General features: G+C 63.8%; 22 protein-coding genes. 3 read left to right on the top strand and 19 right to left on the bottom strand.

From position 1 onward, the window contains the following. The first annotated feature begins 90 nt into the window (after positions 1 to 90). Together H7692_RS06890 and ctrA are read left to right on the top strand one after the other, a co-directional pair. The gene (locus H7692_RS06890) at positions 91 to 1,017 is read left to right on the top strand and encodes a LysR family transcriptional regulator (RefSeq protein ID WP_201927085.1); all 927 of its coding nucleotides are present in this window, start codon (positions 91 to 93) and stop codon (positions 1,015 to 1,017) included. Positions 1,018 to 1,173: 156 nt separating this feature from the next. After that, complete coding sequence (ctrA, locus tag H7692_RS06885) at positions 1,174 to 1,881, top strand: response regulator transcription factor CtrA (protein WP_201927084.1); 708 nt, start codon at positions 1,174 to 1,176, stop codon at positions 1,879 to 1,881. 79 nt (positions 1,882 to 1,960) lie between these two features. Here the strand turns inward: ctrA and H7692_RS06880 are convergent, their stop codons facing one another. The 15 genes from H7692_RS06880 to H7692_RS06810 form a co-directional block, all read right to left on the bottom strand. Continuing rightward, positions 1,961 to 2,395 (bottom strand): PilZ domain-containing protein, encoded by a 435-nt coding sequence (locus tag H7692_RS06880; RefSeq protein ID WP_222135550.1) that lies wholly within the window; start codon positions 2,393 to 2,395, stop codon positions 1,961 to 1,963. Between the two features lie 206 nt (positions 2,396 to 2,601). Beyond that, positions 2,602 to 3,129 carry a hypothetical protein gene (locus H7692_RS06875; protein ID WP_390881098.1) on the bottom strand — a complete coding sequence of 176 codons (528 nt, stop codon included), beginning with the start codon at positions 3,127 to 3,129 and terminating at the stop codon, positions 2,602 to 2,604. A 202-nt stretch (positions 3,130 to 3,331) separates the two neighbouring features. After that, complete coding sequence (locus H7692_RS06870; protein WP_222135552.1) at positions 3,332 to 3,859, bottom strand: hypothetical protein; 528 nt, start codon at positions 3,857 to 3,859, stop codon at positions 3,332 to 3,334. 162 nt (positions 3,860 to 4,021) lie between these two features. Further along, positions 4,022 to 4,849 (bottom strand): hypothetical protein, encoded by an 828-nt coding sequence (locus tag H7692_RS06865; RefSeq protein WP_222135553.1) that lies wholly within the window; start codon positions 4,847 to 4,849, stop codon positions 4,022 to 4,024. Between the two features lie 121 nt (positions 4,850 to 4,970). Next, the gene (locus H7692_RS06860) at positions 4,971 to 5,459 is read right to left on the bottom strand and encodes a GAF domain-containing protein (RefSeq protein ID WP_222135554.1); all 489 of its coding nucleotides are present in this window, start codon (positions 5,457 to 5,459) and stop codon (positions 4,971 to 4,973) included. A gap of 15 nt (positions 5,460 to 5,474) precedes the next feature. After that, on the bottom strand, positions 5,475 to 6,545 hold the full coding sequence (locus tag H7692_RS06855; RefSeq protein WP_222135555.1) for a hypothetical protein: 1,071 nt from the start codon (positions 6,543 to 6,545) through the stop codon (positions 5,475 to 5,477). Positions 6,546 to 6,562: 17 nt separating this feature from the next. Then, positions 6,563 to 8,722, bottom strand: a complete 2,160-nt coding sequence (locus tag H7692_RS06850) for a prolyl oligopeptidase family serine peptidase (RefSeq protein ID WP_222135556.1) — start codon at positions 8,720 to 8,722, stop codon at positions 6,563 to 6,565. 118 nt (positions 8,723 to 8,840) lie between these two features. Continuing rightward, complete coding sequence (locus H7692_RS06845) at positions 8,841 to 9,257, bottom strand: helix-turn-helix domain-containing protein (RefSeq protein ID WP_222135557.1); 417 nt, start codon at positions 9,255 to 9,257, stop codon at positions 8,841 to 8,843. Positions 9,258 to 9,313: 56 nt separating this feature from the next. Then, the gene (gene rplQ, locus H7692_RS06840) at positions 9,314 to 9,736 is read right to left on the bottom strand and encodes a 50S ribosomal protein L17 (protein ID WP_201927065.1); all 423 of its coding nucleotides are present in this window, start codon (positions 9,734 to 9,736) and stop codon (positions 9,314 to 9,316) included. A 167-nt stretch (positions 9,737 to 9,903) separates the two neighbouring features. After that, complete coding sequence (locus tag H7692_RS06835) at positions 9,904 to 10,962, bottom strand: DNA-directed RNA polymerase subunit alpha (RefSeq protein ID WP_201927063.1); 1,059 nt, start codon at positions 10,960 to 10,962, stop codon at positions 9,904 to 9,906. Between the two features lie 100 nt (positions 10,963 to 11,062). Then, the gene (rpsK, locus tag H7692_RS06830) at positions 11,063 to 11,452 is read right to left on the bottom strand and encodes a 30S ribosomal protein S11 (protein ID WP_003040416.1); all 390 of its coding nucleotides are present in this window, start codon (positions 11,450 to 11,452) and stop codon (positions 11,063 to 11,065) included. Between the two features lie 77 nt (positions 11,453 to 11,529). Continuing rightward, on the bottom strand, positions 11,530 to 11,898 hold the full coding sequence (gene rpsM / locus H7692_RS06825; RefSeq protein ID WP_058454488.1) for a 30S ribosomal protein S13: 369 nt from the start codon (positions 11,896 to 11,898) through the stop codon (positions 11,530 to 11,532). A 221-nt stretch (positions 11,899 to 12,119) separates the two neighbouring features. Further along, entirely contained in the window at positions 12,120 to 12,911 is a 792-nt protein-coding gene (locus H7692_RS06820; protein WP_222135558.1) for an inositol monophosphatase family protein, read from the bottom strand. A gap of 8 nt (positions 12,912 to 12,919) precedes the next feature. Next, a complete protein-coding gene (locus H7692_RS06815; RefSeq protein ID WP_222135559.1) occupies positions 12,920 to 14,263 on the bottom strand; it encodes a TldD/PmbA family protein in 1,344 nt (447 codons plus the stop codon). A 51-nt stretch (positions 14,264 to 14,314) separates the two neighbouring features. After that, positions 14,315 to 14,878 (bottom strand): hypothetical protein, encoded by a 564-nt coding sequence (locus tag H7692_RS06810; RefSeq protein WP_227339949.1) that lies wholly within the window; start codon positions 14,876 to 14,878, stop codon positions 14,315 to 14,317. A 155-nt stretch (positions 14,879 to 15,033) separates the two neighbouring features. Between H7692_RS06810 and H7692_RS06805 the strand changes: the two genes are divergently transcribed. Further along, a complete protein-coding gene (locus H7692_RS06805) occupies positions 15,034 to 16,971 on the top strand; it encodes a prolyl oligopeptidase family serine peptidase (protein WP_222135560.1) in 1,938 nt (645 codons plus the stop codon). A gap of 90 nt (positions 16,972 to 17,061) precedes the next feature. On the opposite strand, the gene H7692_RS06800 is transcribed toward H7692_RS06805, so the two are convergent. The 4 genes from H7692_RS06800 to H7692_RS06785 all read right to left on the bottom strand — a co-directional run bounded on the left by H7692_RS06800 (position 17,062) and on the right by H7692_RS06785 (position 20,157). Further along, a complete protein-coding gene (locus H7692_RS06800; protein WP_201927052.1) occupies positions 17,062 to 17,664 on the bottom strand; it encodes a hypothetical protein in 603 nt (200 codons plus the stop codon). Positions 17,665 to 17,746: 82 nt separating this feature from the next. Continuing rightward, the gene (locus H7692_RS06795; RefSeq protein ID WP_201927050.1) at positions 17,747 to 18,280 is read right to left on the bottom strand and encodes a demethoxyubiquinone hydroxylase family protein; all 534 of its coding nucleotides are present in this window, start codon (positions 18,278 to 18,280) and stop codon (positions 17,747 to 17,749) included. Next, positions 18,277 to 18,759: a disulfide bond formation protein B gene (locus tag H7692_RS06790; protein WP_227339948.1), complete on the bottom strand. Its 483-nt coding sequence runs from the start codon at positions 18,757 to 18,759 to the stop codon at positions 18,277 to 18,279. Before H7692_RS06790 ends, H7692_RS06795 begins: the two co-directional genes overlap by 4 nt. A 12-nt stretch (positions 18,760 to 18,771) precedes the next feature. After that, entirely contained in the window at positions 18,772 to 20,157 is a 1,386-nt protein-coding gene (locus H7692_RS06785) for a S41 family peptidase (RefSeq protein WP_227339947.1), read from the bottom strand. Between the last annotated feature and the right edge of the window lie 110 nt (positions 20,158 to 20,267).

Below are 20,267 nucleotides of genomic sequence, written 5' to 3'. Positions count from 1 at the left end.
CGGCCTTGGGTTGAGCCCAACATAGCGATTGGCATTGTTTCCAAAATAGCATAGATGGAAATCTATTGTTTCCATATGCAGGATGATTGCATGTCGCTCCCCGACTATGAAGGCTGGGCTTGTTTTGTGGCGGTTGCGGACGGCGGAAGCTTCACGGCCGCAGCGTCTTCGCTCGGCCTGTCAAAGGCGACGGTGTCGAAGGCGGTGTCGCGGCTGGAGGCGTCGCTCGGCATCGCGTTGCTTCACCGCAGTTCGCGCACGGTCGCAGTCTCGACCGCTGGTGCGGGACTCCTGGACGAGGCGCGCGCGATGGTTGCGGCGGCGATGGCGGCGACCGAAGCGGCGCGCGGCGACCGCATCGACCTTTCGGGGCCGATCAAGCTGGCGGCGCCGATGAGCTTCGGCATCAAGGTTTTGGGGCCGCCGCTCGCCGTCTTCCTCGAACGGCACCCGGCGGTCACGGTCGATGTGATGCTCAGCGACGCGCGGCATGACCCGGTAGCCGAAGGGATAGACCTGACGCTGCGCATCGCGCCGCTAGCCGATTCCAGCCTGCTTGCGCGAACCATCGCGCCGGTCGCCGCGTCGATCATCGCAAGCCCGGCCTATCTTGAAGCGCATGGTACGCCGCGCCATCCACTCGAACTCGCGCGCCATCGCCTGATCGGCTACGGCCACCGCGACCGCATATTGCCGCTGCATTTTTCGCGCGAAGGCGAGGAAGCGACGGTGATACCGACGGGCCCCATGTTCACGAACAACGGCGACATCATGGTGCCGCTGCTGGTGGCCGGCGGCGGCGTTGCCGTGTTGCCGGAGTTCATCGCGCGTGAGGAAATCGCGGCGGGACAGCTGGTGCCGATCCTCACCGACTGGTCATTGCCGCAGTCTTTTCTGCACCTGCTGTCGCCGCCGACGCGCTTGCGTCCGGCGCGCGTCCGCGCGCTTTCTGACCATCTTGTCGACAGTCTGAAACTGTCATGCACAGGGCGCGACTCGCGGGATTCCGCGGGTTAAGTCAAAATTAACCTTTCCCCTTCATTTGTTTCATGGTTAATGTTCCGGCAGTCCCGCAACGGGGGTCGGGCGCCGGCACCGTTATGACGAGCCAGCGACCGGGTTGCGGGGTCATCGTGGGAAGTCCCTTCGGGGATCGAGTGTAAGGGGTGCCCAATGCGTGTATTGCTGATCGAGGACGAGCCGACGACCGCCAAGGCGATCGACACGATGCTCACGACCGAAGGCTTCAACGTCTATACCACCGACTTGGGGGAAGAGGGCTTGGATCTGGGCAAGCTCTATGATTACGACATCATCCTTCTCGACCTGAACCTGCCCGACATGCACGGCTATGACGTGCTCAAGAAGCTCCGCACCGCCAAGGTGCAGACACCGGTGCTGATCCTGTCGGGCATTTCCGAAATGGATTCGAAGGTGCGTTCGTTCGGCTTTGGCGCCGACGATTATGTCACCAAACCCTTTCACCGCGACGAACTGGTGGCACGCATCCACGCCGTCGTTCGCCGTTCCAAGGGCCACAGCCAAAGCGTCATCAAAACCGGGAAGCTCGCGGTCAATCTCGATACCAAGACGGTCGAGGTCGACAGCATCCGCGTGCATCTGACCGGCAAGGAATATCAGATGCTCGAGCTGCTCTCGCTCCGCAAGGGCACCACGCTGACCAAGGAAATGTTCCTCAACCACCTTTACGGCGGCATGGACGAGCCCGAACTCAAGATCATCGACGTCTTCATCTGCAAGCTGCGCAAGAAACTCGCGCTCGCGTGCGGCGGCGAAAATTACATCGAGACGGTTTGGGGTCGCGGCTATGTGCTGCGCGATATCGACGACGACGGCAACGAGGTGCGCCGCGTCGCCTGACGCAATTTTCTGCGACGACAAGTTCACGAGGGGACCCGGCGCGGAGTGATCCGCGCCGGTTTCCTTTTGGCTTTTTGGTTTAGCGCTTGCGGCCGTAGTGGCCGGGCAGGCTCGTCGCACGGCGCAGACCCGGGCGCCAGGTATCGACCTGTGGTGCGGGGACGATCTGGAACTCGCTCTTGCTGTCCGCGGCTACCAGTTCGTCGGCATGCGCGGCGCGCAGGCGGGCCGTTTCGATTTCCTTGTCGGTTTCGAGCCCGAATCGCTCGCCCGCGACCCAGCGCACGGTCCCGGTCATTGCCTCGTGCCCCGGCATATACAGCGTCACCTGTTCGCCCTTTTCGAGAACATGCGGCCCGCGGCCGCCGACTCCCGTCTGTGACACGTTGCGTAGCGTAACGTCGAATCGGCCCAGCCGCTGGCAGGCGAGTGCAGCCTTAACCAGCCGCGACTGCCGCGGTTGGCGCTTTTCGGCTGAGGCCGTTGAGGCAGATCGGGCCTCGGAATCGGGCATAAGCGACCTAATATTATAATCGACCGCCTGTTCCCACGTCAGGCGGCTATTCTAACTGTTCCCATCGTCCCTCCTAAACGAGGAAGGTGAATTTTCGTATAGCGTTTTTCTATTTCGGTTCCGTTGACGCCAAAAGGAGCACGAAAATTGGCCCGCCGCGCGCCGAAACGCGGGCGGACCTGATATGAGCCGACAGTTGGAAAAGCTTAACGCAGACCCGAAAAGTCGATGTCGACAACGCGGCCGTAACGCACGTCGCAGCTGAACTTGCCGCGGTCGTAATAGCCGCCGCCGCGGCCCCAGCGGCCACGATAGCCGTCGGTCACGACGACACGGCCCTTTACGCGATAGCCGTCGCGCTTGCGGTCGATCTTCGTCACTTCCGTCACGTCGGTGCGGCCATAGCGGCGGCTGCCGCGTTCGACGGCATTGACGCACTGATTCACCGCGCTGCGGCTGTTGCCATACCGGCCATAGTCATAGCCATACCCATAGCGCGGGTTGTCGTAGCGGCCGCGATAGCGGTTGTCATAGCGACGGTCGTAACGATCATAGCGATCATTTCCCGACGACAAGATGGCGGCGAGGCCGCCGATCACAACGGCGCCTGCGATAATCTCGCCGGCGCTGATGCCGTCGCGATCATGCCGGTCACGCGCCATCGCGGGGGTGGCGGTCAGCGCCATTGCGCCGGCAGTGGCCGCACCAATCGCGGCCTTGCTTAGCTTGTTCATAGCCATGGTTCGGTCTCCTGAAGCGCAGGCGGCGACAGTCGCTGCCTGTTGAAGACCTTTTACCAGTCTGGCTGTGACGTCACGCTGAACCCGCCGCTTATCTGGCGTTCAGCCTTGGTTTTGCTGGTGTTCATCAACGGAAAGCGGCCCCGGCAAACAAGTGCCGGAGCCACCGAAAGCTCTACCGGGCGGACGGGCTGTGTCAGCCGAAGCTGACGTCGACGACGCGGCCTTCGCGGAAACTGCATTCGAAACGGCGGAAGTCGCCGCCGCCGTCCGACGCCGTGCCCGCGACATGCCAGCTGTCCCCATCCGCGCGCGTCTCGCTAACGTCGTCGACGCGGGCGTCGCCGCCCATTTCGCCCTCGACCGCCCAGCTGCATGCATCGGTGGCGCGCGCCTCTGCTTCGCCGCGGCCATAGGCGTCCGTCTGAGGAGCTTCGTCATCGTCTCCGGGGTCATAGTTCGGAACGGCGCGCCGGTCCTGTTCGCGATAAGGCGGGTCATAACGTTCGTCGCGGTCGCGCCGGTCCTTGCTTGCAGCGCTCGCAATGGCGGCGATCGTTCCGATGATCAGCAGGCCGCCGATGACGTCGCCCGCGTCGATGCGGTCGTGGTGGCGGTGGCCCCAACCACCGTGACGATGTCGCGCTTCGGCAGGAGTCGCGGAAAGACCGACCGAACTCAAGACGACTGCGGCTGCGGCGCAAGCACCCGAAAATTTACGCATTGGAATGACTCCACCGGTGCGGGACAAGGGGCGTCTCGCCCGCTCTATTTTCCTCTATTCCCGCTTTGCTGTCGCGTCGCTGAACCGTTGCACAGATGCGGCCAAAGGAAAGCTCGCCACCCTTGCGGATGACGAGCTCTCGGGTCGCCTCGATAAACTGGTTCAGCAGACGCAGCGCGGCTTGGGCTTTGCCTTTGGCTTCGTGCGCTTTTTGGCAACATAGCGCTTCCGGACCGGTGCCGTTTCATAATAAGTTTTGGTGGTGGTCTCGACGGTTTCGGTTACCAGCGGTTCGCCTTCGATGATGGTCGTGATGACGACGCCCGGCGTGTACCAGCCATAGCCATAATGACCGTAGGCATGGCTGCCATAATAATGATGAGTCGTCCCCGGACGGCCGTCGTAGCGATAGCGGCGGATTTGATGCTCGCCCCGGCTTGCCCACCATTCCTCGCACTTCTTGCGCTCGGCGGCATCGCCGATCGCCGCACCGGCGAGTGCGCCGCCGCCGCCGCCAATCAGCGTTCCCGCCGTGCGATTGCCCTTTCCGGCGATGCGGTTGCCGGCGATTCCCCCCACGAGTCCGCCGACAACCGCTCCCCCGCCTGCGCCCCCCCGGCCGCAGCGGCGATACATGTCTTCGTCATGGCGCGAATCCCACGCGCCGTCATAAGCGGGATGATAGGGCGGCGGCGCGTAGCTCGTGCCGGGTCGCCCTTCGACCACACCTTCATAGCTGCCTTCGTAGCGTCGACCGTCGGGGGCTTCATAAGTGCCGTCCCAACGTCCCGACCAGCGCCCTTCGGCCTCATAATGACCATCGACGCGGCGATAGTCGACCTCGCTCGGGACGCGGTCAGGATAGCCGGTGTAAACGCGCGTATCGGTCGTGGCGGGCGCGCTATAGTCGAGGTGCGGCTCGGCGCTCGATGCGCGTCCCGACAGCAACAGCGTTCCCGCAGCCACCCCGAGAAGCAAAATCGTCCGCATGCCAAACTCCCTGCCAACCCCTGCCGAACCATTGCGCTCCGGCAGTTTGTTAACAAATGTTTAGCAAATTAGGCACTGACTCGCGAATCTGTTAACCCTTTGTGCCGCGTCCCATTTTGGGTCAGGCGGTAAATGCCCCCGCGATGCGCGCGACAAGCGCTTCGGCGCCCGCTTGATCAGCCGCCGAAAAGCGGCCGGGCAGCGGACTGTCGAGGTCAAGGACGCCGACCAGGCGATCATCTGCCACGATCGGAACGACCAGCTCGCTCCGGCTGTCGGCGTCGCACGCTATATGGCCCGGAAAGGCATGGACATCGTCGACACGCTGCGTCGCGCGCAGCCGCGCCGCGGCGCCGCACACGCCCTTGTCAAGCGGAATGCGGATGCACGCCGCCTTACCCTGAAACGGACCGAGCACAAGCTCTTCGCCGTCGAAGCGATAGAATCCGGCCCAATTCAGGTCGGGGATCGCCTGCCAGATCAAGGCCGCGACATTGGCCATATTCGCAATCGCGTCGGGTTCTCCGGAGACAAGCGCATCGGCCGCATCAGCGGCTTCGGCCCAGCGTTCGGCGGGGCCGGTGGCTGAGAAGGCAAGGGCGTAGGACATGGATGGTTTTTCCGTTCAGGGAGTGCAGGGCGACAAGGGAACCGGCGTAGCCGCCGCGTCGCCGCGCCAGCTGAGCTGGAAAACTATATATTGGGCGTCATGGTCCGAAAGGCGAGGGCCATTTTTACCGTCGAACAAGGTTGCGACGGCGAGCGGTTCGATGCGAAGGGCCCGGCCGCTGCGATAGCCGATAAGGTCGTAGGCCTGCCGCCACGCCTTGCCGTCGCGCATCGGCGCGGCGCGTCCGGCAAAGCCGCTGCCCTTTGCCGCCAATCGGAAAGCCGGATCCTCGGCAAAGCGGCCGCTGCGGTCGCCCGCGCGATAATTGTTGAAATCGCCAGCCGCGATAAGTGCGGCGTTGCGAGCAACGGCAGCAAGGAAAGCGTCATTCTCCTGTGTCTGCAACAGGTGCGATGCTTCGGCGCGGGCGATCCCGACCCTGGCGGGTTCGCGCGAGTTGCGGTGCGTGTTGAACAGAAACAGCGCCTCTGGCGCGCCGGGAACGCGGAGCTCTGCGAGCGCAGCCCCTTTGTTCGACAGGCAGTCATATCCCGCGCAGCTGTGACTGCCGAAGGCTTCGCTTTTCGCGGCGGCGACAGGGATGTCGGTGGCGATATAGAGCCCGCCATCGAGCCATTTGCCGATTCCTTCGCCCTTCCACCAGCGTGCGCCTTCGGCAAAGGCAGCGGGTGCTTCAGCGGCGGGAAGACGCCGAAGCTGGTCCCGCGCCGGACCGGGCAGGATAGAGGTATATCCCGCCTGCACGGCAATTCGGGAGGCGTCGGGCGTGAACGCCTTTTGCAGGATCAATATGTCGGGGCCGCGTCCGGCCGCGCGGCGCGCGGCGATCCAGTCGGCAACGCGTTGAAGCGTCGCCGCGCGGCCGCTGCGGATCGGCCAGGGGAGGCCCTCGACATTCCAGAGCAGGACGCGAAGCCGCACCGCCCTGCGGCCGTCGGCCAGCGTCTCGACCGGCGGCAGCGCGGTAGGGCTATAGCAATCGGCGACCCGCTCGACGCGCGCGGCGCGCCCGTCGGGCAGCACGGCCCAGACCGTGGCGGCGGTGCCCAGCAGGAGCGCCGCCACGGCCCACGGCCAGCGCCTTATTCGACGGCCAGCCCGGTCCATTTCGCCGCAAAGGCATATTTGTCGGCGGCCTCGGCAATGATCTTGTCGGTGGGCTTGCCCGAACCATGGCCGGCGCGTGTTTCGATGCGGATCAGGTGCGGCTTGTCGCCCGTCTCGGCATGTTGGAGCGCCGCGGTATATTTGAAGCTGTGGCCGGGAACGACGCGGTCGTCGGTATCGGCGGTCGTCACCAACACCGCCGGATAGCCCACGCCCGACTTGATATTATGATAAGGCGAATAGCGCAGAAGATTGCGAAAATCGGCTTCCTTCGACGGATAGCCATAATCGTCGACCCAATAGCGCCCGGCGGTGAAACGGTCGAAGCGCAGCATGTCCATCACGCCCACGGCAGGCAGCGCGGCGGCGATCAGGTCGGGGCGCTGGTTGGTCACCGCGCCGACGAGCAGTCCGCCGTTCGACCCGCCCTCGATCGCGAGCTGGCCCTTGCCGGTGATGCCTTCGGCGATCAGAAATTCGCCTGCGGCGATGAAATCGTCGAATACATTCTGCTTGTTGGCGAGGCGGCCGGCATCGTGCCACGCCTTGCCATATTCGCCGCCGCCGCGCAGGTTCGCGATGGCGAGCACGCCACCCTTGTCGACCCAGGCGAGCCGCGTCGGTGAAAAGGCCGGAGTCATCGACACGTTGAAACCGCCATAGCCATAGAGGATCGTTGGCGATCCCTTGCTGCGGTCGACACCCTTCTTCATCACCAGGAACATCGGCACTTCGGTGCCGTCCTTCGACTTGAAGAAACGCTGTTCGACGGCGAAATCGTCAGGTTTGAATGTCAACTTGGGCTCTGCGAAAATCTCGGTCTTTCCGGTCGCTGTATCGAGGCGATAGATGGTCGTCGGCCGCGCATAGCTGGAAAAGGCATAGAAGGTTTCGGGGTCGGCCGACTTGCCGCCAAAGCCCGATGCCGATCCGATGTCGGCCAGATTGATTTCGGCTACCTTCTTGCCGTCCAGCGCGATCATTTCGGCCTGCGATTTGGCATCGCCCAGATAGGACAGGATGATACGATTGCCGACGCGCGACGCTCCGACGAGCGTCGCTTCGCGCTCGCCCACCAGCTCCGTAAGATCGCGAGGCTTGCGAATGTCCATCGACACGAGGCGCTGACGCGGCGCGCCCTTGTTTGTGACGAAGGTAAAGCGCGTGCCCTCGTTGGTTACATATTCCCAGTTGTTCGCGAAATCGTCGACCAGCACGACGGGCTTTGCCTTGGCTTTGCCGATTGTATGCAGCGTCAGTCCATAGCGTTCGTCGGTCCCTTCGGAACCGATGACGAGCAGATATTTGCCGTCGTCGGTGACGATTGCCGCATTGTTGAGTTTCGGCTTGTCGGGCGTTGCGTGGGTCAGCAGGTCAGCGCTCTGCGGTGTACCCAGCTTGTGAAAATAGACGCTGTGATTTTCGTTGAGTGACTGGAAAGCCGCGCCCTCGGCGGGTTCGGGGAAGCGCGAATAGAAAAAGCCGCTTCCGTCTTTCGCCCAGTCGAGCGCGGAAAATTTCACCCAGCGCACCTCGTCGGCGAGGTCCTTGCCCGTCGCGACGTCCATCACGCGCACGATGCGCCAGTCGGTGCCGCCGTCCTGCACCGAATAGAGCAGATATTTGCCGTCCTCCGACGGCGTCCATTCGGCAAGCGCGGTCGCGCCGTCCTTGGCCCATTGGTTCGGGTCGATCAGTACGCGGCCTTCGCCGTGCAGTCCGTCGCGCACATAGAGCACCGACTGCGGCTGCAGCCCGTCATTGCGCGCATAGAAATAGCGCGACCCCGCCTTCTTCGGCAGGCCGAAGCGTTCGTAATTGTAGAGTTCGGTCATCCGCGCCTTGAACGCATCGCGTCCCGGCAGAGTGTCGAGATAAGCATCGGTGACCTTGTTCTGTTCGGCGACCCACGCGGCAACCTTCGGATTGACGCGCACATCGTCCTCGAGCCAGCGATAGGGATCGGCGACATCGACGCCAAACTGGGGGTCGATGGTGTCGCCACGCTCGGTCGCGGGATAGGCGAGCGCCGGTGCGCTTGCCGATGCGGCACTGTCCTCGGCGGCAAAGGCGGTGGCGGGCGACATCAGCAGCAGCGCGAGCGCCAGCGGCGCGCCGAAGGAGTTACGGGACATGGCAAGGCGATCCTCATCGTTGGAGTAATATTCGTGCGTCTCAATGTAAGCATCGACAAGGGGCGGGCAAGAGGATTCGGGGGGCGACGACATTGAGCGTGGCCCAATCGGGTGGGCGTCAGATCTCGATAATGATACGGACTTTGTCGGTCGAAGTGCCCGCAAGCTGCGCAATAGTTTCGCGGCTATGCGCCACATATTCCGTCAATCCCACCGATCGGGCAGGTGTCTCCAGTGCGTCGTAGGACAGGTCGAGAAGATCCGACAGCGCCTTCATCCGATCGACCTTCGGTCGCATCCGACCCTTTTCCCATCCGCACACCGTCGCGACACTGACGCCGAGGGCTTGGGCAAGCCGGGACTGGCTATAGCCGCGCGCCGCGCGTTCGCGGCGCAGGCGGTCGGCGAAGGAAACGGGTATCAGGGCTGGTTTCACACGGGGGGATCGCTGGCGACTTGTTGCTATGTTTTGCACAACGATAATCCCATTTCCGGCGACTGCAACCAGCGAAAGTGCAGAAACGACGCCAAACAAGAAACGGGCGGCGATGATGTCATCGCCGCCCGTCTTTTTTCTTTCATGTCGAAGCCTCAGGCTTCGGCCATATCCTCGTCGTACTGCTCGGCCGGACCCGAATCCTGGCCCTTGGCATCGATGTCGCGATCGACGAATTCGATGATCGCGATCGGCGCCGCGTCCGAAGCGCGGATGCCAGCCTTGATGATGCGCGTATAGCCGCCGTTGCGGTCCTTGTAGCGCTCGGCGAGAACGTCGAACAGCTTCTTGAGCTGCGTGTCGTCCATCAGGCGGCTCTGCGCGAGGCGACGATTGGCGAGCCCACCGCGCTTGGCGAGCGTGACCAGCTTTTCGACATAGGGGCGCAGTTCCTTCGCCTTGGCGACAGTCGTCGTGATCTGCTCATGCTTGATGAGCGATGCCGACATGTTGCGGAACATTGCGGTGCGGTGCGCGCTCGTGCGCTGCAGCTTCCGGCCACCCGATTTATGACGCATAATCCATTCCTTCGTTTGTCAGAGGGGCCGTTTGACGGAACCCCAAGCCAGGCCCGCTTGCGGAGGAGCCCATTCCCTGTCCCCTCGCCCCCGCAAAGGCGGGGGCCGCTGGAGACGTAGCGCAAGGTTGCAGTCGGCCCCCGTCTTCGCGGGGGGCGACGCGTTTGTTACCCAAGCAGCTCCTGTTCGAGCTTCTTGGCCATTTCCTCGATATTCTCGGGCGGCCATCCGGGGATGTCCATGCCGAGGCGCAGACCCATCGACGACAGCACTTCCTTGATTTCGTTCAAGGACTTGCGGCCGAAGTTCGGCGTGCGGAGCATCTCGGCTTCGGTCTTTTGAACCAGGTCGCCGATATAGATGATGTTGTCGTTCTTCAGGCAGTTCGCGCTGCGGACCGACAGTTCGAGCTCGTCGACCTTCTTCAGGAGGAAGCGGTTGAGCTGGTTGACATCCGACTCGTCGCTTGCCTGGCTCGGCGCCGCCATTCCGATGAGGCCGCCTTCGGCCATCGCCTCTTCGAAGTGGACAAAGACCTGGAGCTGGTCCTGCAGGATGCGCGCGGCATAGGCGACGGCATCTTCCGGGGTCACCGTGCCGTCGGTTTCGACGGTCAGGTTCAGCTTGTCATAGTCAAGCTCCTGGCCGATGCGGGCATTGTCGACCTTGTAGGCGACCTGGCGCACGGGCGAATAGAGCGAGTCGACCGGGATCAGGCCGATCGGCGCGTCGACCGGGCGGTTGGCGGTCGCGGGGACATAGCCCTTGCCGGTATCGGCGACGAGTTCCATGTTCAGCGTCGCGCCATCGTCGAGGTGGCAGATGACGTGGTTCGGGTTCATCACCTTGATGTCGCCCGACACCATGATGTCGCCCGCCTTGACGGTCGCGGGGCCGGTCGCCGAAAGCTGGAGGCGCTTCGGTCCGTCGCCTTCCATCTTGAGCGCGATCTGCTTCACGTTGAGCACGATGTCGGTAACGTCTTCGCGAACGCCAGCGAGGCTCGAGAATTCGTGAAGGACATTCTCGATCTTGATCGAGGTGATCGCCGCGCCCTGGAGCGACGAGAGGAGAACGCGGCGCAGCGCGTTGCCGAGCGTCAAGCCGAAACCGCGCTCGAGCGGCTCAGCGACGAAGGTCGCCTTGCGCTTGCCGTCGCTGCCAGCCTTGATTTCCAGGTTGCTGGGCTTCTTCAATTCCTGCCAGTTCCGGATATTGACAGTCATGGATTTCCCTTTGCTAGTGGCGGGACGGGCGGGGGTCGGCCACCGGTCCGGCGAGAATAGGTGCGGGCGACACCCCGACGGGGCGCGCCCGATATTGGAGTCAGACGCGGCGGCGCTTGGCCGGGCGGACACCATTGTGCGGGATCGGCGTCACGTCGCGGATCGACGTGATGTGGAACCCGACCGCCTGCAGCGCGCGGAGCGCCGATTCGCGGCCAGCACCGGGGCCCTTGACCTCGACTTCGAGGGTCCGGACGCCATGTTCGGCGGCCTTTTTGCCCGCGTCTTCGGCGCAAACCTGCGCCGCGTAAGGGGTCGACTTGCGGCTGCCCTTGAAGCCCATCATGCCGGCGCTCGACCAGGCAATTGCATTGCCCTGTGCGTCGGTGATGGTGATCATCGTGTTGTTGAAGGTCGCGTTGACGTGGGCCACACCCGACGAGATATTCTTGCGTTCGCGCCGACGAAGACGCTGCGGTTCACGAGCCATTGTGATAAATCCTACCTAATCCTGAAGCGGGCCGGGGCGCGAGCCGTGAAGGCGGCCGCCGGCGCGGAAAAACCGGCTTACTTCTTCTTGCCAGCGATCGGCTTGGCCTTGCCCTTGCGGGTGCGCGCATTGGTGTGCGTGCGCTGGCCGCGGACCGGCAGGCCCTTGCGATGGCGCAGGCCGCGATAGCAGGCAAGATCCATCAGTCGCTTGATGTTCATCGCCGTGTTGCGGCGAAGGTCACCCTCGACCGTGTGGTCGGCGTCGAGCGTTTCACGGATCTGCAGGATCTCGGCGTCGCTGAGGTCCTGGACGCGGCGGCTGTGGTCGATACCCAGCTTGTCGGCGATGTCGACGGCAGTCTTGCGACCGATGCCGTGGATATAGGTAAGGGCGATGATTACGCGCTTGTTGGTGGGCAGATTGACGCCCGCGATACGTGCCATGAAACTTTCTCCTGCTCCACAGGGCGCGCTGGCAAACGGCCCCATCTCAAAGCGTCTGATTTCCAACGCAAAAAACGGACCACGAACACGCTGCTGCGCTTCGCCGTCCGGTCAGGCTGTCGGAATGGAGGCGCAGTTAAGGTGAGTCGCCCGAATTGTCAAGCGAACTGCGGCGCATTGATGGGGTTTCCGCGATGCAGAAACCGGCGGCGGGTGCCGTCCTATGGTGCGGACGTAAGCGCCACCGCCCGGTCATGCAAGCGCGCAACGACGGCCCGGTGGATTCCGGCGGCGCAGGCGATGACGCCAAAGGCCTGCGCGCGCGGCGTGTTGAAACGCAGCGGGTCGCCAAAAGCGTCGGTGACGGCGGCCCCCGCCTCGGCGGCGATCAGCGCGGCGGCGGCGACATCCCACTCGAACCCCCAGCGCAGCGTCGCGACCAGATCGGCGCGATCGTCGGCAACGAGTGCCATGCGCAGCGCGATGCTGTTCGGTTTGGTGACCATGATGAGGTCGCGGTCGATCTTGGGCAGGCTGTCGGCGGGGACGCGCGATCCGTTGAAGATCATACGACGGCTCGCGCGCAGCGTTTCGCCGTTCAGCGTTGCGCCCTGACCCTTTTGCGCGACCCATAATTCGTCGAGCGCGGGGGCATAGAGCACGCCGAGTTCGGGTTCGCCGTCGATGACGAGCGCCACCGACACCGCCCAACCCGGCCGTCCGCGAATGAAATCGCGGGTGCCGTCGATCGGATCGACGCACCACATGGCGCGGCGCGACAGCCGGTCGTCACTGTCGGCGGTCTCCTCTGACAGCCAGCCTGCTTCGGGGACCATTGCACCCAGTACCGATTTCAGCCGCGCATCGACCGCCAGATCGACGTCACTGACGGGGTTGTCGTGCCCTTTGTGCCAGACGTCGACTGGCCGCCCTTCGCCGCGCCAGCGCGCCATAGCCATGTCGCCGACCTCGCGCGTTGCGGCGATCACGGCCTCAAGATTGCGCGCGGGCATCGCCGGGATCAGCTGCTCGCGACGGTCATGCCGTCGATGCGGATCGTCGGGACGTTGACGGCCTGCCGGAATTCGAGATCGTTCGCGGGCCTCATCGCCGCGAACATGTCGATCAGGTTCCCAGCGACGGTGAATTCGGCGATCGGTTCGGCAATCTGGCCGTCGCGAATGACGAAGCCCGACGCGCCGCGGCTGTAATCGCCGGTGACGGGATTGACGCCCTGGCCGATCAATTCGGTGACATAGACGCCGGCCTTGACGCCGGCCATCAAATCGGCGGGGCTTTGCTGGCCAGGGACGAGATGCAAGTTGCTTGCGCTCACCCCCGATGCGCCGCCGCCGCGGCTGGCGTGGCCCGTGGGCGACAGGCCGAGCTGCTTGGCCGACGCCGTGTCGAGCAGCCAGCCGCTGATGCGTCCGTCCGACACGATGTCGTGTGCCGCAGTGGGAAGGCCCTCGCCGTCGAACGGGCGGCTGCGCAAGCCGCGCAGCCGGTGCGGTTCGTCGCGGACGACAATGGCGCTGTCGAAAAGCTGCTGGTCTTCCTTGCCGAGCAGGAAGCTGGTGCCACGGGCGATGGCCGGCCCGGCAATCGCGCTCATCAAATGGCCGAGCAGGCTGCCGCCGACGCGTGGATCGAACAATATCGGCAGCTTGCCGACGGGGGCCTTACCCGGGTTCAACCGTGCCACCGTGCGCTTTCCGGCGCGCGTGCCGACGTCAATAGCGCTTTCGAGATCGGACAGATGGTGCGTGCTGTGCCAGTCATAGTCACGCTGCATTCCCGCACCTTCGCCCGCAATGACGCTGGCCGACAGGCTGTGGCCGCTTGCGCCATAGCCGCCGGCGAAGCCGTGGCTGGTGACCAGAGCAAAGCGCATGCGGCTGTGGCTTGCGCTGCCGCCTTCGCTGTTCGTTACCCCGGCGACGGCGCGCGCAGCTTCCTCGACCGCGAGTGCAGTTTCGCGCAGGGCTTGCGGGTCGGCCTCGCTCCCGTCGTCGAGCTCGAGGTCGGGCGTCGGTCCCTTGAACAGCCGGTCTTCGGGTGCGAGCCCGGCGTAGGGATCTTCGGGCGCCTCGCGGGCCATCGCGACGCAGCGGTCGACGAGCTTGGCAAGTTCGCCCGCATCCATGTCGGCGGTCGACACGCTCGCGCTACGCTGCCCGACGAAGACACGCAGCGAAATATCCTGGCCTTCGGACCGCTCGACATCCTCGAGCGCGCCGAGGCGCATCGACACTGAAGTAGAGGCGTTGCAGTAGAACAGCGCGTCGGCGGCATCGGCACCCGCCTTTGTGGCGGCGTCGCACAGCAGTTGCGCGCGGTCGAGGGCTTCGGAAACACTCAGCATGGCCGCGCCCTATACGGCGCCGACCAAGGCGTCAAAATCTATGTCGCGGGATTAGTTCGCGATTGCCGCAATCGCGTCGGTCGCGGCCATCGCGCCGCTGACCCACATGATGGGAACGAACAGCGCGGCCGCCCACAGGCGGCGGACATCGCGGCGAAACCGTGCATGAAGTCCCCAGCTCGCGAGGGCTTGGCGGCTGAGGTGATACCAGTGTCGCTCAATGGCGCGCGCCGCCGGAATGGCGAGCGCAAGCAGGACCACGAGCGCGGTGATTACGAATGCCGAGGGCGCGCCCGCGGAAATCGCGCTCGACACCAGCCAGATTTGAAGAACGGAGAAAGCGATAAGCGCCGCGGCGGCATGGAATGTCATGCGGCGGCCAAGGCTGCGCGGGGGAGGAACCGATGCGCTCGCTCGTTTCCACAAGCGTGGTTCGAAGGTCGATGCCATTGTTTTCAGCCTCCCCGGCCGGCGATTCCCAGAAACGCCACGTTTTGCCCCAATAATTCCCAAGTCAAGACAGCTTCGCACCGATTCGTTAATTTTTTTGCTCGACTCGCCTCGAAAATCGAACAAATCGCGCCAGGCTGCCAAATCGGTTTCAAATTCAGCCATTTCGGTTGCGATTCGTCCCCGTTCGACCGGTCGAGCATAACATTCTTGTCGACGGTCGATTGCAACGCATCGTTGGTCGAACTCTTGCATCGCCGAGAGTGCGCGATAGCGTCTATGCCCGGTCAATTGCTTCATTTCAAAACGGGGACATCATCATGCGCTATCTTGCCGCTCTGGCCACTCTTGCCTTGCCGTTTGCACCGGCACTTGCCGCCGAAGGAGAGGGCGCCGCGGTCGAGCCCAAGCCGGCAGCGCTGATCGCCGATGGCGTACCCGCGGTCCCGGCCGACCTGCCTGCCGCAACGCGTCCCTATATGGAAAATCGCGGCGCCGGTTTCGTCGGCTGGCACCCGACCGACAAGTCGATGCTCATCGCCACGCGTTTCGGCAATACATCGCAAATCCATCGCGTCGCCGCCCCGATGGGCGCGCGCAAGCAGCTGACCTTCGAAGCCGAACCCGTCGGGCGCGGTGCATGGTCGCCGTCGACCGGCGATATGATGCTCGTGCAAAAGGACATCGGCGGGAACGAATTCTATCAGATCTACGCGATGAAGGACGGGCGGCTCGACCTGCTTACCGATGGCAAGAGTCGCAACGGTCTGAACGCGTGGAGCAAGGACGGGACGCTTGTCGGCTTTACTTCGACGCGTCGCAATGGGCGTGATAGCGACATCTATGTCATGAACCCGCGCGACCCAGCATCGAGCCGGATGGTGGCCGAGGTTCAGGGCGGCGGCTGGTATCTCGCCGACTTTTCGCCCGACAAGAGCTGGGCGCTCGTTGCCAAATATACGTCGGTGCAGAAATCGGACCTGTTCCGGCTCGACCTCGCCACCGGCGCGATGACGCCGATCGGCGACCATTCGAAAAGCGTCGCGCTCGGCGGGGCAGAATTTGCGCCCGACGGCACGATCTGGGTGACGAGCGACGAGGGAAGCGATTTTCAGCGGCTCGGAACTGTCGATCCGGCGACGGGCGCGTTTACCCCGCGTGGTCCAGCCGAAAAATGGGACGTCGATACGTTCGACATCGCCCATGACGGCAGCTTTATCGCCTATGTCGTGAACGAGGCGGGCATGGCCAAGCTCCGCATCCTCGATCCGAAAAGCGACGCGGTGCGGACCGTCGAGGCGCTGCCGCCGGGCATCATCGGCGGCATCGACATCGCGCCGTGGGGCGAAATCGGACTGACCTTTACCTCAGCGCGCAGTGCTGCCGACGCGTTTAGCGTCGATCCCAAGACGCTGAAGGTCACGCGCTGGACCGAAAGCGAGACCGGCGGTCTCGACGTCACGAAGAATGTCGAACCCGAACTCGTCAAAATCAAAAGTTTTGATGGGCTGGAGGTGTCGGGATTCCTCTATCGCCCGGACCCGGCCAAATTCCCCGGCAAGCGCCCGCTGATCATGAATGTCCACGGTGGACCCGAAGCGCAGTCGCGCCCCGGCTTCATGGGCCGCAACAACTATCTGCTCAACGAAATGGGGATTGCGATCTTCTATCCCAACGTTCGCGGTTCGACGGGCTATGGGAAGACTTTCGTCAGCCTCGACAACGGCCCGTTCAAGCGCGAAGACAGCGTCAAGGACATGGGGGCTTTCCTCGACCATCTGGCGAAGGACAAGATGCTCGACACGTCGCGCTTTGCGCTGACCGGCGGCAGCTATGGCGGCTATATGTGCTATGCTGCGGCGATCCATTACGCCGACAAACTGCGCGCCAATCTGTGCGTCGTCGCTATCTCGAACTTCGTGACCTTCCTTGAAAATACGCAGGATTATCGCCGCGACCTGCGCCGCGTCGAATATGGCGACGAGCGCGATCCGGCACAGCGCGCCAAGCTCATCGAAATCTCGCCGCTGACGCATGTCGACAAGATCGAGAAGCCGCTGTTCGTCGTCACGGGCGCGAACGACCCGCGCGTCCCGGCGTCCGAAGCCGACCAGATTGTCGAGGCGGTCCGCAAGAATGGGGGGACGGCTTGGCACCTTGTCGGCACCAACGAAGGCCATGGTTTCGCGAAAAAGGAAAATGCCGACTACAGCTTCTGGACGTCGCTCATGTTCTGGAAGCAGTACTTGCTGAATTAAGCATCATTCGCGCGTCCACCGAGATCATCCCGATCCCTGTGGACGCGTGATCGACATTCCGGCTCCCGCCAGAACTGCGGATAAGCTAGTTCAACTCTGCGGCGGGAGCGGCAAAGGTTCGGCGTCTGCTTCGCTATCGGGCGTGGTCGGCGCTTCGCCGTTCGCTTGCCGTTCGAGTTCGGCGGCGGCGCGGCGGCGTTCTTCCATCGCGCGTTCTTCGGCCACGACTGCCGCCTCGACCTCGGCCGCTGCGGAGTCGATACCTGCGAGTCGCTTGGCGCGTTCGTCGGCGATCATCGTCTGCCAGTCGGTCTTGTCGGCCGCGACGCGCTCGGCCTTGGCTCCCGCGACGAGTGCCTGCGTGCAGCCCGTGAACCCGCCAAGGCCCACCGGCGAGCAGCTGTCGGTGCCAAAGCGACCGACGCGCTCAAGTGCGACGACCTTGTTCGCCCACGCTTCGTTGCGCGGGTCGAGCGGGTCGCCGCGGAAAATCTGCGGGACGCGATAGCGATCCTGTTCGGGGAGGCGGCTGCAGACGACAATCTCGTTGGGGCTCGACTGTTCGCATTTGTCGTCGCCATAGACGATGACCTGGTTGATCTTCTCGCCATCGACCGTGGCTTCTTGCGCGCCGACGGACGGGATCGCCGCGTTTCCGGCGAGGATCAAGGCGAGGGAAAGAAGGCGGGTCATCGGTCGTTCCTTTATGGTTTCGGCGGGCATGACAGTGCGAAGCTGCATCGGTGCTGAACGGGCAGGCCCGCGCGCGAGCCTATCAGATACGCTTCGACAGCGCGATGGCTGCGCGACACCCGGCGCGGATCGCAAGATTGAGCAGGGGATAGCCCGGCGCATTTTCCGCGCCTGCGGCGATCGCCGCCTCCTTATGTTCCAGCTCCTCGGCGCGAAAATCGGCAACTGCAGCGCTCAGTTCGGGATCGCTGTCGCCAAGTTCGTCGAGTTGCTGCCGATAATGGCGGTCGATCTCGGTTTCGACCGCGGCGGTGCAGGCCATTGCGGCGCGCGGGCCGATGGCAGCCGTAATCGCCCCGAGGGCAAAGCCCGCGCGGTTCCACAGCGGTTGCAACGCGGTCGGGCGCACGCCGCGCCGGGCGATCATATCGTCGAAAAATTTGCGATGCCGCTCTTCCTGCTCGGCCATGTGGGCAATTTCGCGCGCCATTGGATGCCGGTCGCCGAGCACCGCAAGCTGCCCTGCATAGATACGCGTCGCGCCATACTCGCCCGCCTGATCGACGCGGATCATCGACGCCGTGCGGCGATCGGTCGGGTCCGGGCTTTCGCTCATGCGTCCGATGTGCGCCGACGGAGCAGCAAGGTCAAGACAAGCGCCGCGCCGCCCAATGAGAAAATGGCATTGAAGCCTGCGAGCGAAATGCCGAACAAATCCCACTGCGTCTGGTCGCACCGGATCAGCGGCGCGTTCATGATCGATTCGAGCGAGACGGGGCCGGCGGCGCCGGTCGAGCAGCTCGTCAGACCTTCCCAAAAGCCATATTCGACGCCTGCGTGAAAGATGCCGATCGCGCCGCTGATAGCGATCGCAATCGCCGCTAGCGCCGTCAGCAGGCGCATCGCCTTGCCATTGCTGCGCAGCAACAGCGCCAGCGCAGCAAGCACGATCGCCGCCTGGTGCGGCCAGCGCTGCCAATAGCACATCTCGCACGGGTGGAGGCCAAAGCCAAATTGCGACACGAGCGCACCGCCATAGAGGAGGAGCGGGATGGCGAGCGCGAGCAGCGGCGCGGCGAGGCGCGATTTCGGCATCGGTCGCGCCCCTTAGTTGCGGCGCGCCGGCTTGGCGACCGGTTTGGCCTGCGCCATGCGCGGAGCGGTGGCGCCGATGCGGCCGATGGTTTCCAACGCGTAGTGCAGCTGGAAATCCTCAATCCCCTTTGCCCTCAAGTCCGCCGCGGTCGCGGTAAAGCGCGGATCGGGTTTTTCGTCCTTTTCGATCAGGCTGTTGTCGACCTTTTTCTCGTTGACGAGGTGGCGGCGCAGATCGCTCTCACGGAACTTGGGCCGCGAAGCGTAGTCGGGGTCCGAAAGTTGCGGCACGCGGATGTCGGGGTCGATCCCGCCCTCTTGCACGCTGCGCCCCGACGGCGTGAAATAGCGCGCCGTGGTCAGGCGAAGCGCGGTGGTGTCGGTCAGCGGCAGGACGGTCTGCACGGACCCCTTGCCGAAGCTGCGTTCGCCCATCACCACGGCGCGGTGCTGGTCTTGCAGTGCGCCTGCAACGATTTCCGACGCCGATGCCGACCCGGCGTCGATCAGCACGATGACCGGTGCGCCCTTCGCGAGGTCGCCCGGCTCGGCGAAATAACGCTCGATGTCGCCCTTGCGGCGGCCGCGCTGCGACACGATTTCGCCGCGTTCGAGGAAGACGTCGCTGACGCCGACGGCTTCGTCGAGCAGTCCGCCAGGGTTCGAGCGGAGGTCGAGAACCCAGCCGCGCGGCTTGTGGCCCAGCGATTTTTCGACCGACAGCATTGCCGCCTTCAAATCGCGCGTCGCGTCGGCCGAAAAGCTGCTGATAGTCAGCACGCCGACATCGTCCTTCACCTCCCACTTGACGGGCTTGAGGTCGATGATTTCGCGCGTCAGCGACAATTCCATCGGCTTGTCCTGGCCCTCGCGAACGACGGTTATGTCGATCTTTGTGCCGGGGCGGCCGCGCATCTGTTCGACCGCCTCGTCGAGCGTCAGGCCGAAAATCAGCTCCTTGTTGATATGCGTGATATAGTCGCCCGCCTTGATGCCCGCGCGCGAAGCCGGGGTGTCGGCGGTCGGCGCGATCACCTTTACGACGCCGTCCTCCATCGTCACCGATAGCCCCAGGCCGCCATATTCGCCGTCGGTTTGCGTCCGCAGCGTCGAATAGCCCGATGCGTCGAGATAGCCCGAATGCGGATCGAGGCTGGCGAGCATGCCGTTGATCGCACCCTCGATCAGCGTCGAATCGTCGACCGGTTCGACATAGTTGGATTTGACCTCGAGGAACACGTCCATGAAGCGCGAGATTTCGCCGGTCGTCTTCGAATCGACGGCGGCCATCGCGCCCGTTGCCAGCGGGACGAGCGCGAGCGTGCTCAGCGCGGCGGCACCCTGCCACAGCGCAAAACGGCGCTTGGGCGACGCGGAAGTCTTGGGCGTTGCGGTCATATACGTCTTTCACTCATGCGGGAATCCCCGCTCTATAAACCCCGGCGCGCCATCCTCCTACGCAATTGCGCGCCCGTCAAGCATGGCATCCCGATACGGAACAGGGGTCA

The organism is Sphingopyxis sp. P8 (assembly GCF_020622175.1).
In the GTDB taxonomy this organism is placed as follows: Bacteria; Pseudomonadota; Alphaproteobacteria; order Sphingomonadales; family Sphingomonadaceae; genus Sphingopyxis; species Sphingopyxis jiangsuensis.
The sequence above is the reverse complement of the archived record's forward strand: the minus strand, read 5'-3'. Positions and strand labels throughout refer to the sequence as shown.

Coding starts and splice junctions, on each gene's coding strand:
- H7692_RS06805 (WP_222135560.1), top strand. CDS start 15,034: ATGCGCTATCTTGCCGCTCTGGCCACTCTTGCCTTGCCGTTTGCACCG.
- H7692_RS06815 (WP_222135559.1), bottom strand. CDS start 14,263: ATGCTGAGTGTTTCCGAAGCCCTCGACCGCGCGCAACTGCTGTGCGAC.
- H7692_RS06820 (WP_222135558.1), bottom strand. CDS start 12,911: ATGCCCGCGCGCAATCTTGAGGCCGTGATCGCCGCAACGCGCGAGGTC.
- H7692_RS06810 (WP_227339949.1), bottom strand. CDS start 14,878: ATGGCTGAATTTGAAACCGATTTGGCAGCCTGGCGCGATTTGTTCGAT.
- H7692_RS06890 (WP_201927085.1), top strand. CDS start 91: ATGTCGCTCCCCGACTATGAAGGCTGGGCTTGTTTTGTGGCGGTTGCG.
- ctrA (WP_201927084.1), top strand. CDS start 1,174: ATGCGTGTATTGCTGATCGAGGACGAGCCGACGACCGCCAAGGCGATC.
- rplQ (WP_201927065.1), bottom strand. CDS start 9,736: ATGCGTCATAAATCGGGTGGCCGGAAGCTGCAGCGCACGAGCGCGCAC.
- H7692_RS06850 (WP_222135556.1), bottom strand. CDS start 8,722: ATGTCCCGTAACTCCTTCGGCGCGCCGCTGGCGCTCGCGCTGCTGCTG.
- H7692_RS06865 (WP_222135553.1), bottom strand. CDS start 4,849: ATGCGGACGATTTTGCTTCTCGGGGTGGCTGCGGGAACGCTGTTGCTG.
- H7692_RS06880 (WP_222135550.1), bottom strand. CDS start 2,395: ATGCCCGATTCCGAGGCCCGATCTGCCTCAACGGCCTCAGCCGAAAAG.
- H7692_RS06835 (WP_201927063.1), bottom strand. CDS start 10,962: ATGACTGTCAATATCCGGAACTGGCAGGAATTGAAGAAGCCCAGCAAC.
- H7692_RS06875 (WP_390881098.1), bottom strand. CDS start 3,129: ATGAACAAGCTAAGCAAGGCCGCGATTGGTGCGGCCACTGCCGGCGCA.
- H7692_RS06795 (WP_201927050.1), bottom strand. CDS start 18,280: ATGAGCGAAAGCCCGGACCCGACCGATCGCCGCACGGCGTCGATGATC.
- H7692_RS06785 (WP_227339947.1), bottom strand. CDS start 20,157: ATGACCGCAACGCCCAAGACTTCCGCGTCGCCCAAGCGCCGTTTTGCG.
- rpsM (WP_058454488.1), bottom strand. CDS start 11,898: ATGGCACGTATCGCGGGCGTCAATCTGCCCACCAACAAGCGCGTAATC.
- H7692_RS06790 (WP_227339948.1), bottom strand. CDS start 18,759: ATGCCGAAATCGCGCCTCGCCGCGCCGCTGCTCGCGCTCGCCATCCCG.
- H7692_RS06860 (WP_222135554.1), bottom strand. CDS start 5,459: ATGTCCTACGCCCTTGCCTTCTCAGCCACCGGCCCCGCCGAACGCTGG.
- rpsK (WP_003040416.1), bottom strand. CDS start 11,452: ATGGCTCGTGAACCGCAGCGTCTTCGTCGGCGCGAACGCAAGAATATC.
- H7692_RS06870 (WP_222135552.1), bottom strand. CDS start 3,859: ATGCGTAAATTTTCGGGTGCTTGCGCCGCAGCCGCAGTCGTCTTGAGT.
- H7692_RS06800 (WP_201927052.1), bottom strand. CDS start 17,664: ATGACCCGCCTTCTTTCCCTCGCCTTGATCCTCGCCGGAAACGCGGCG.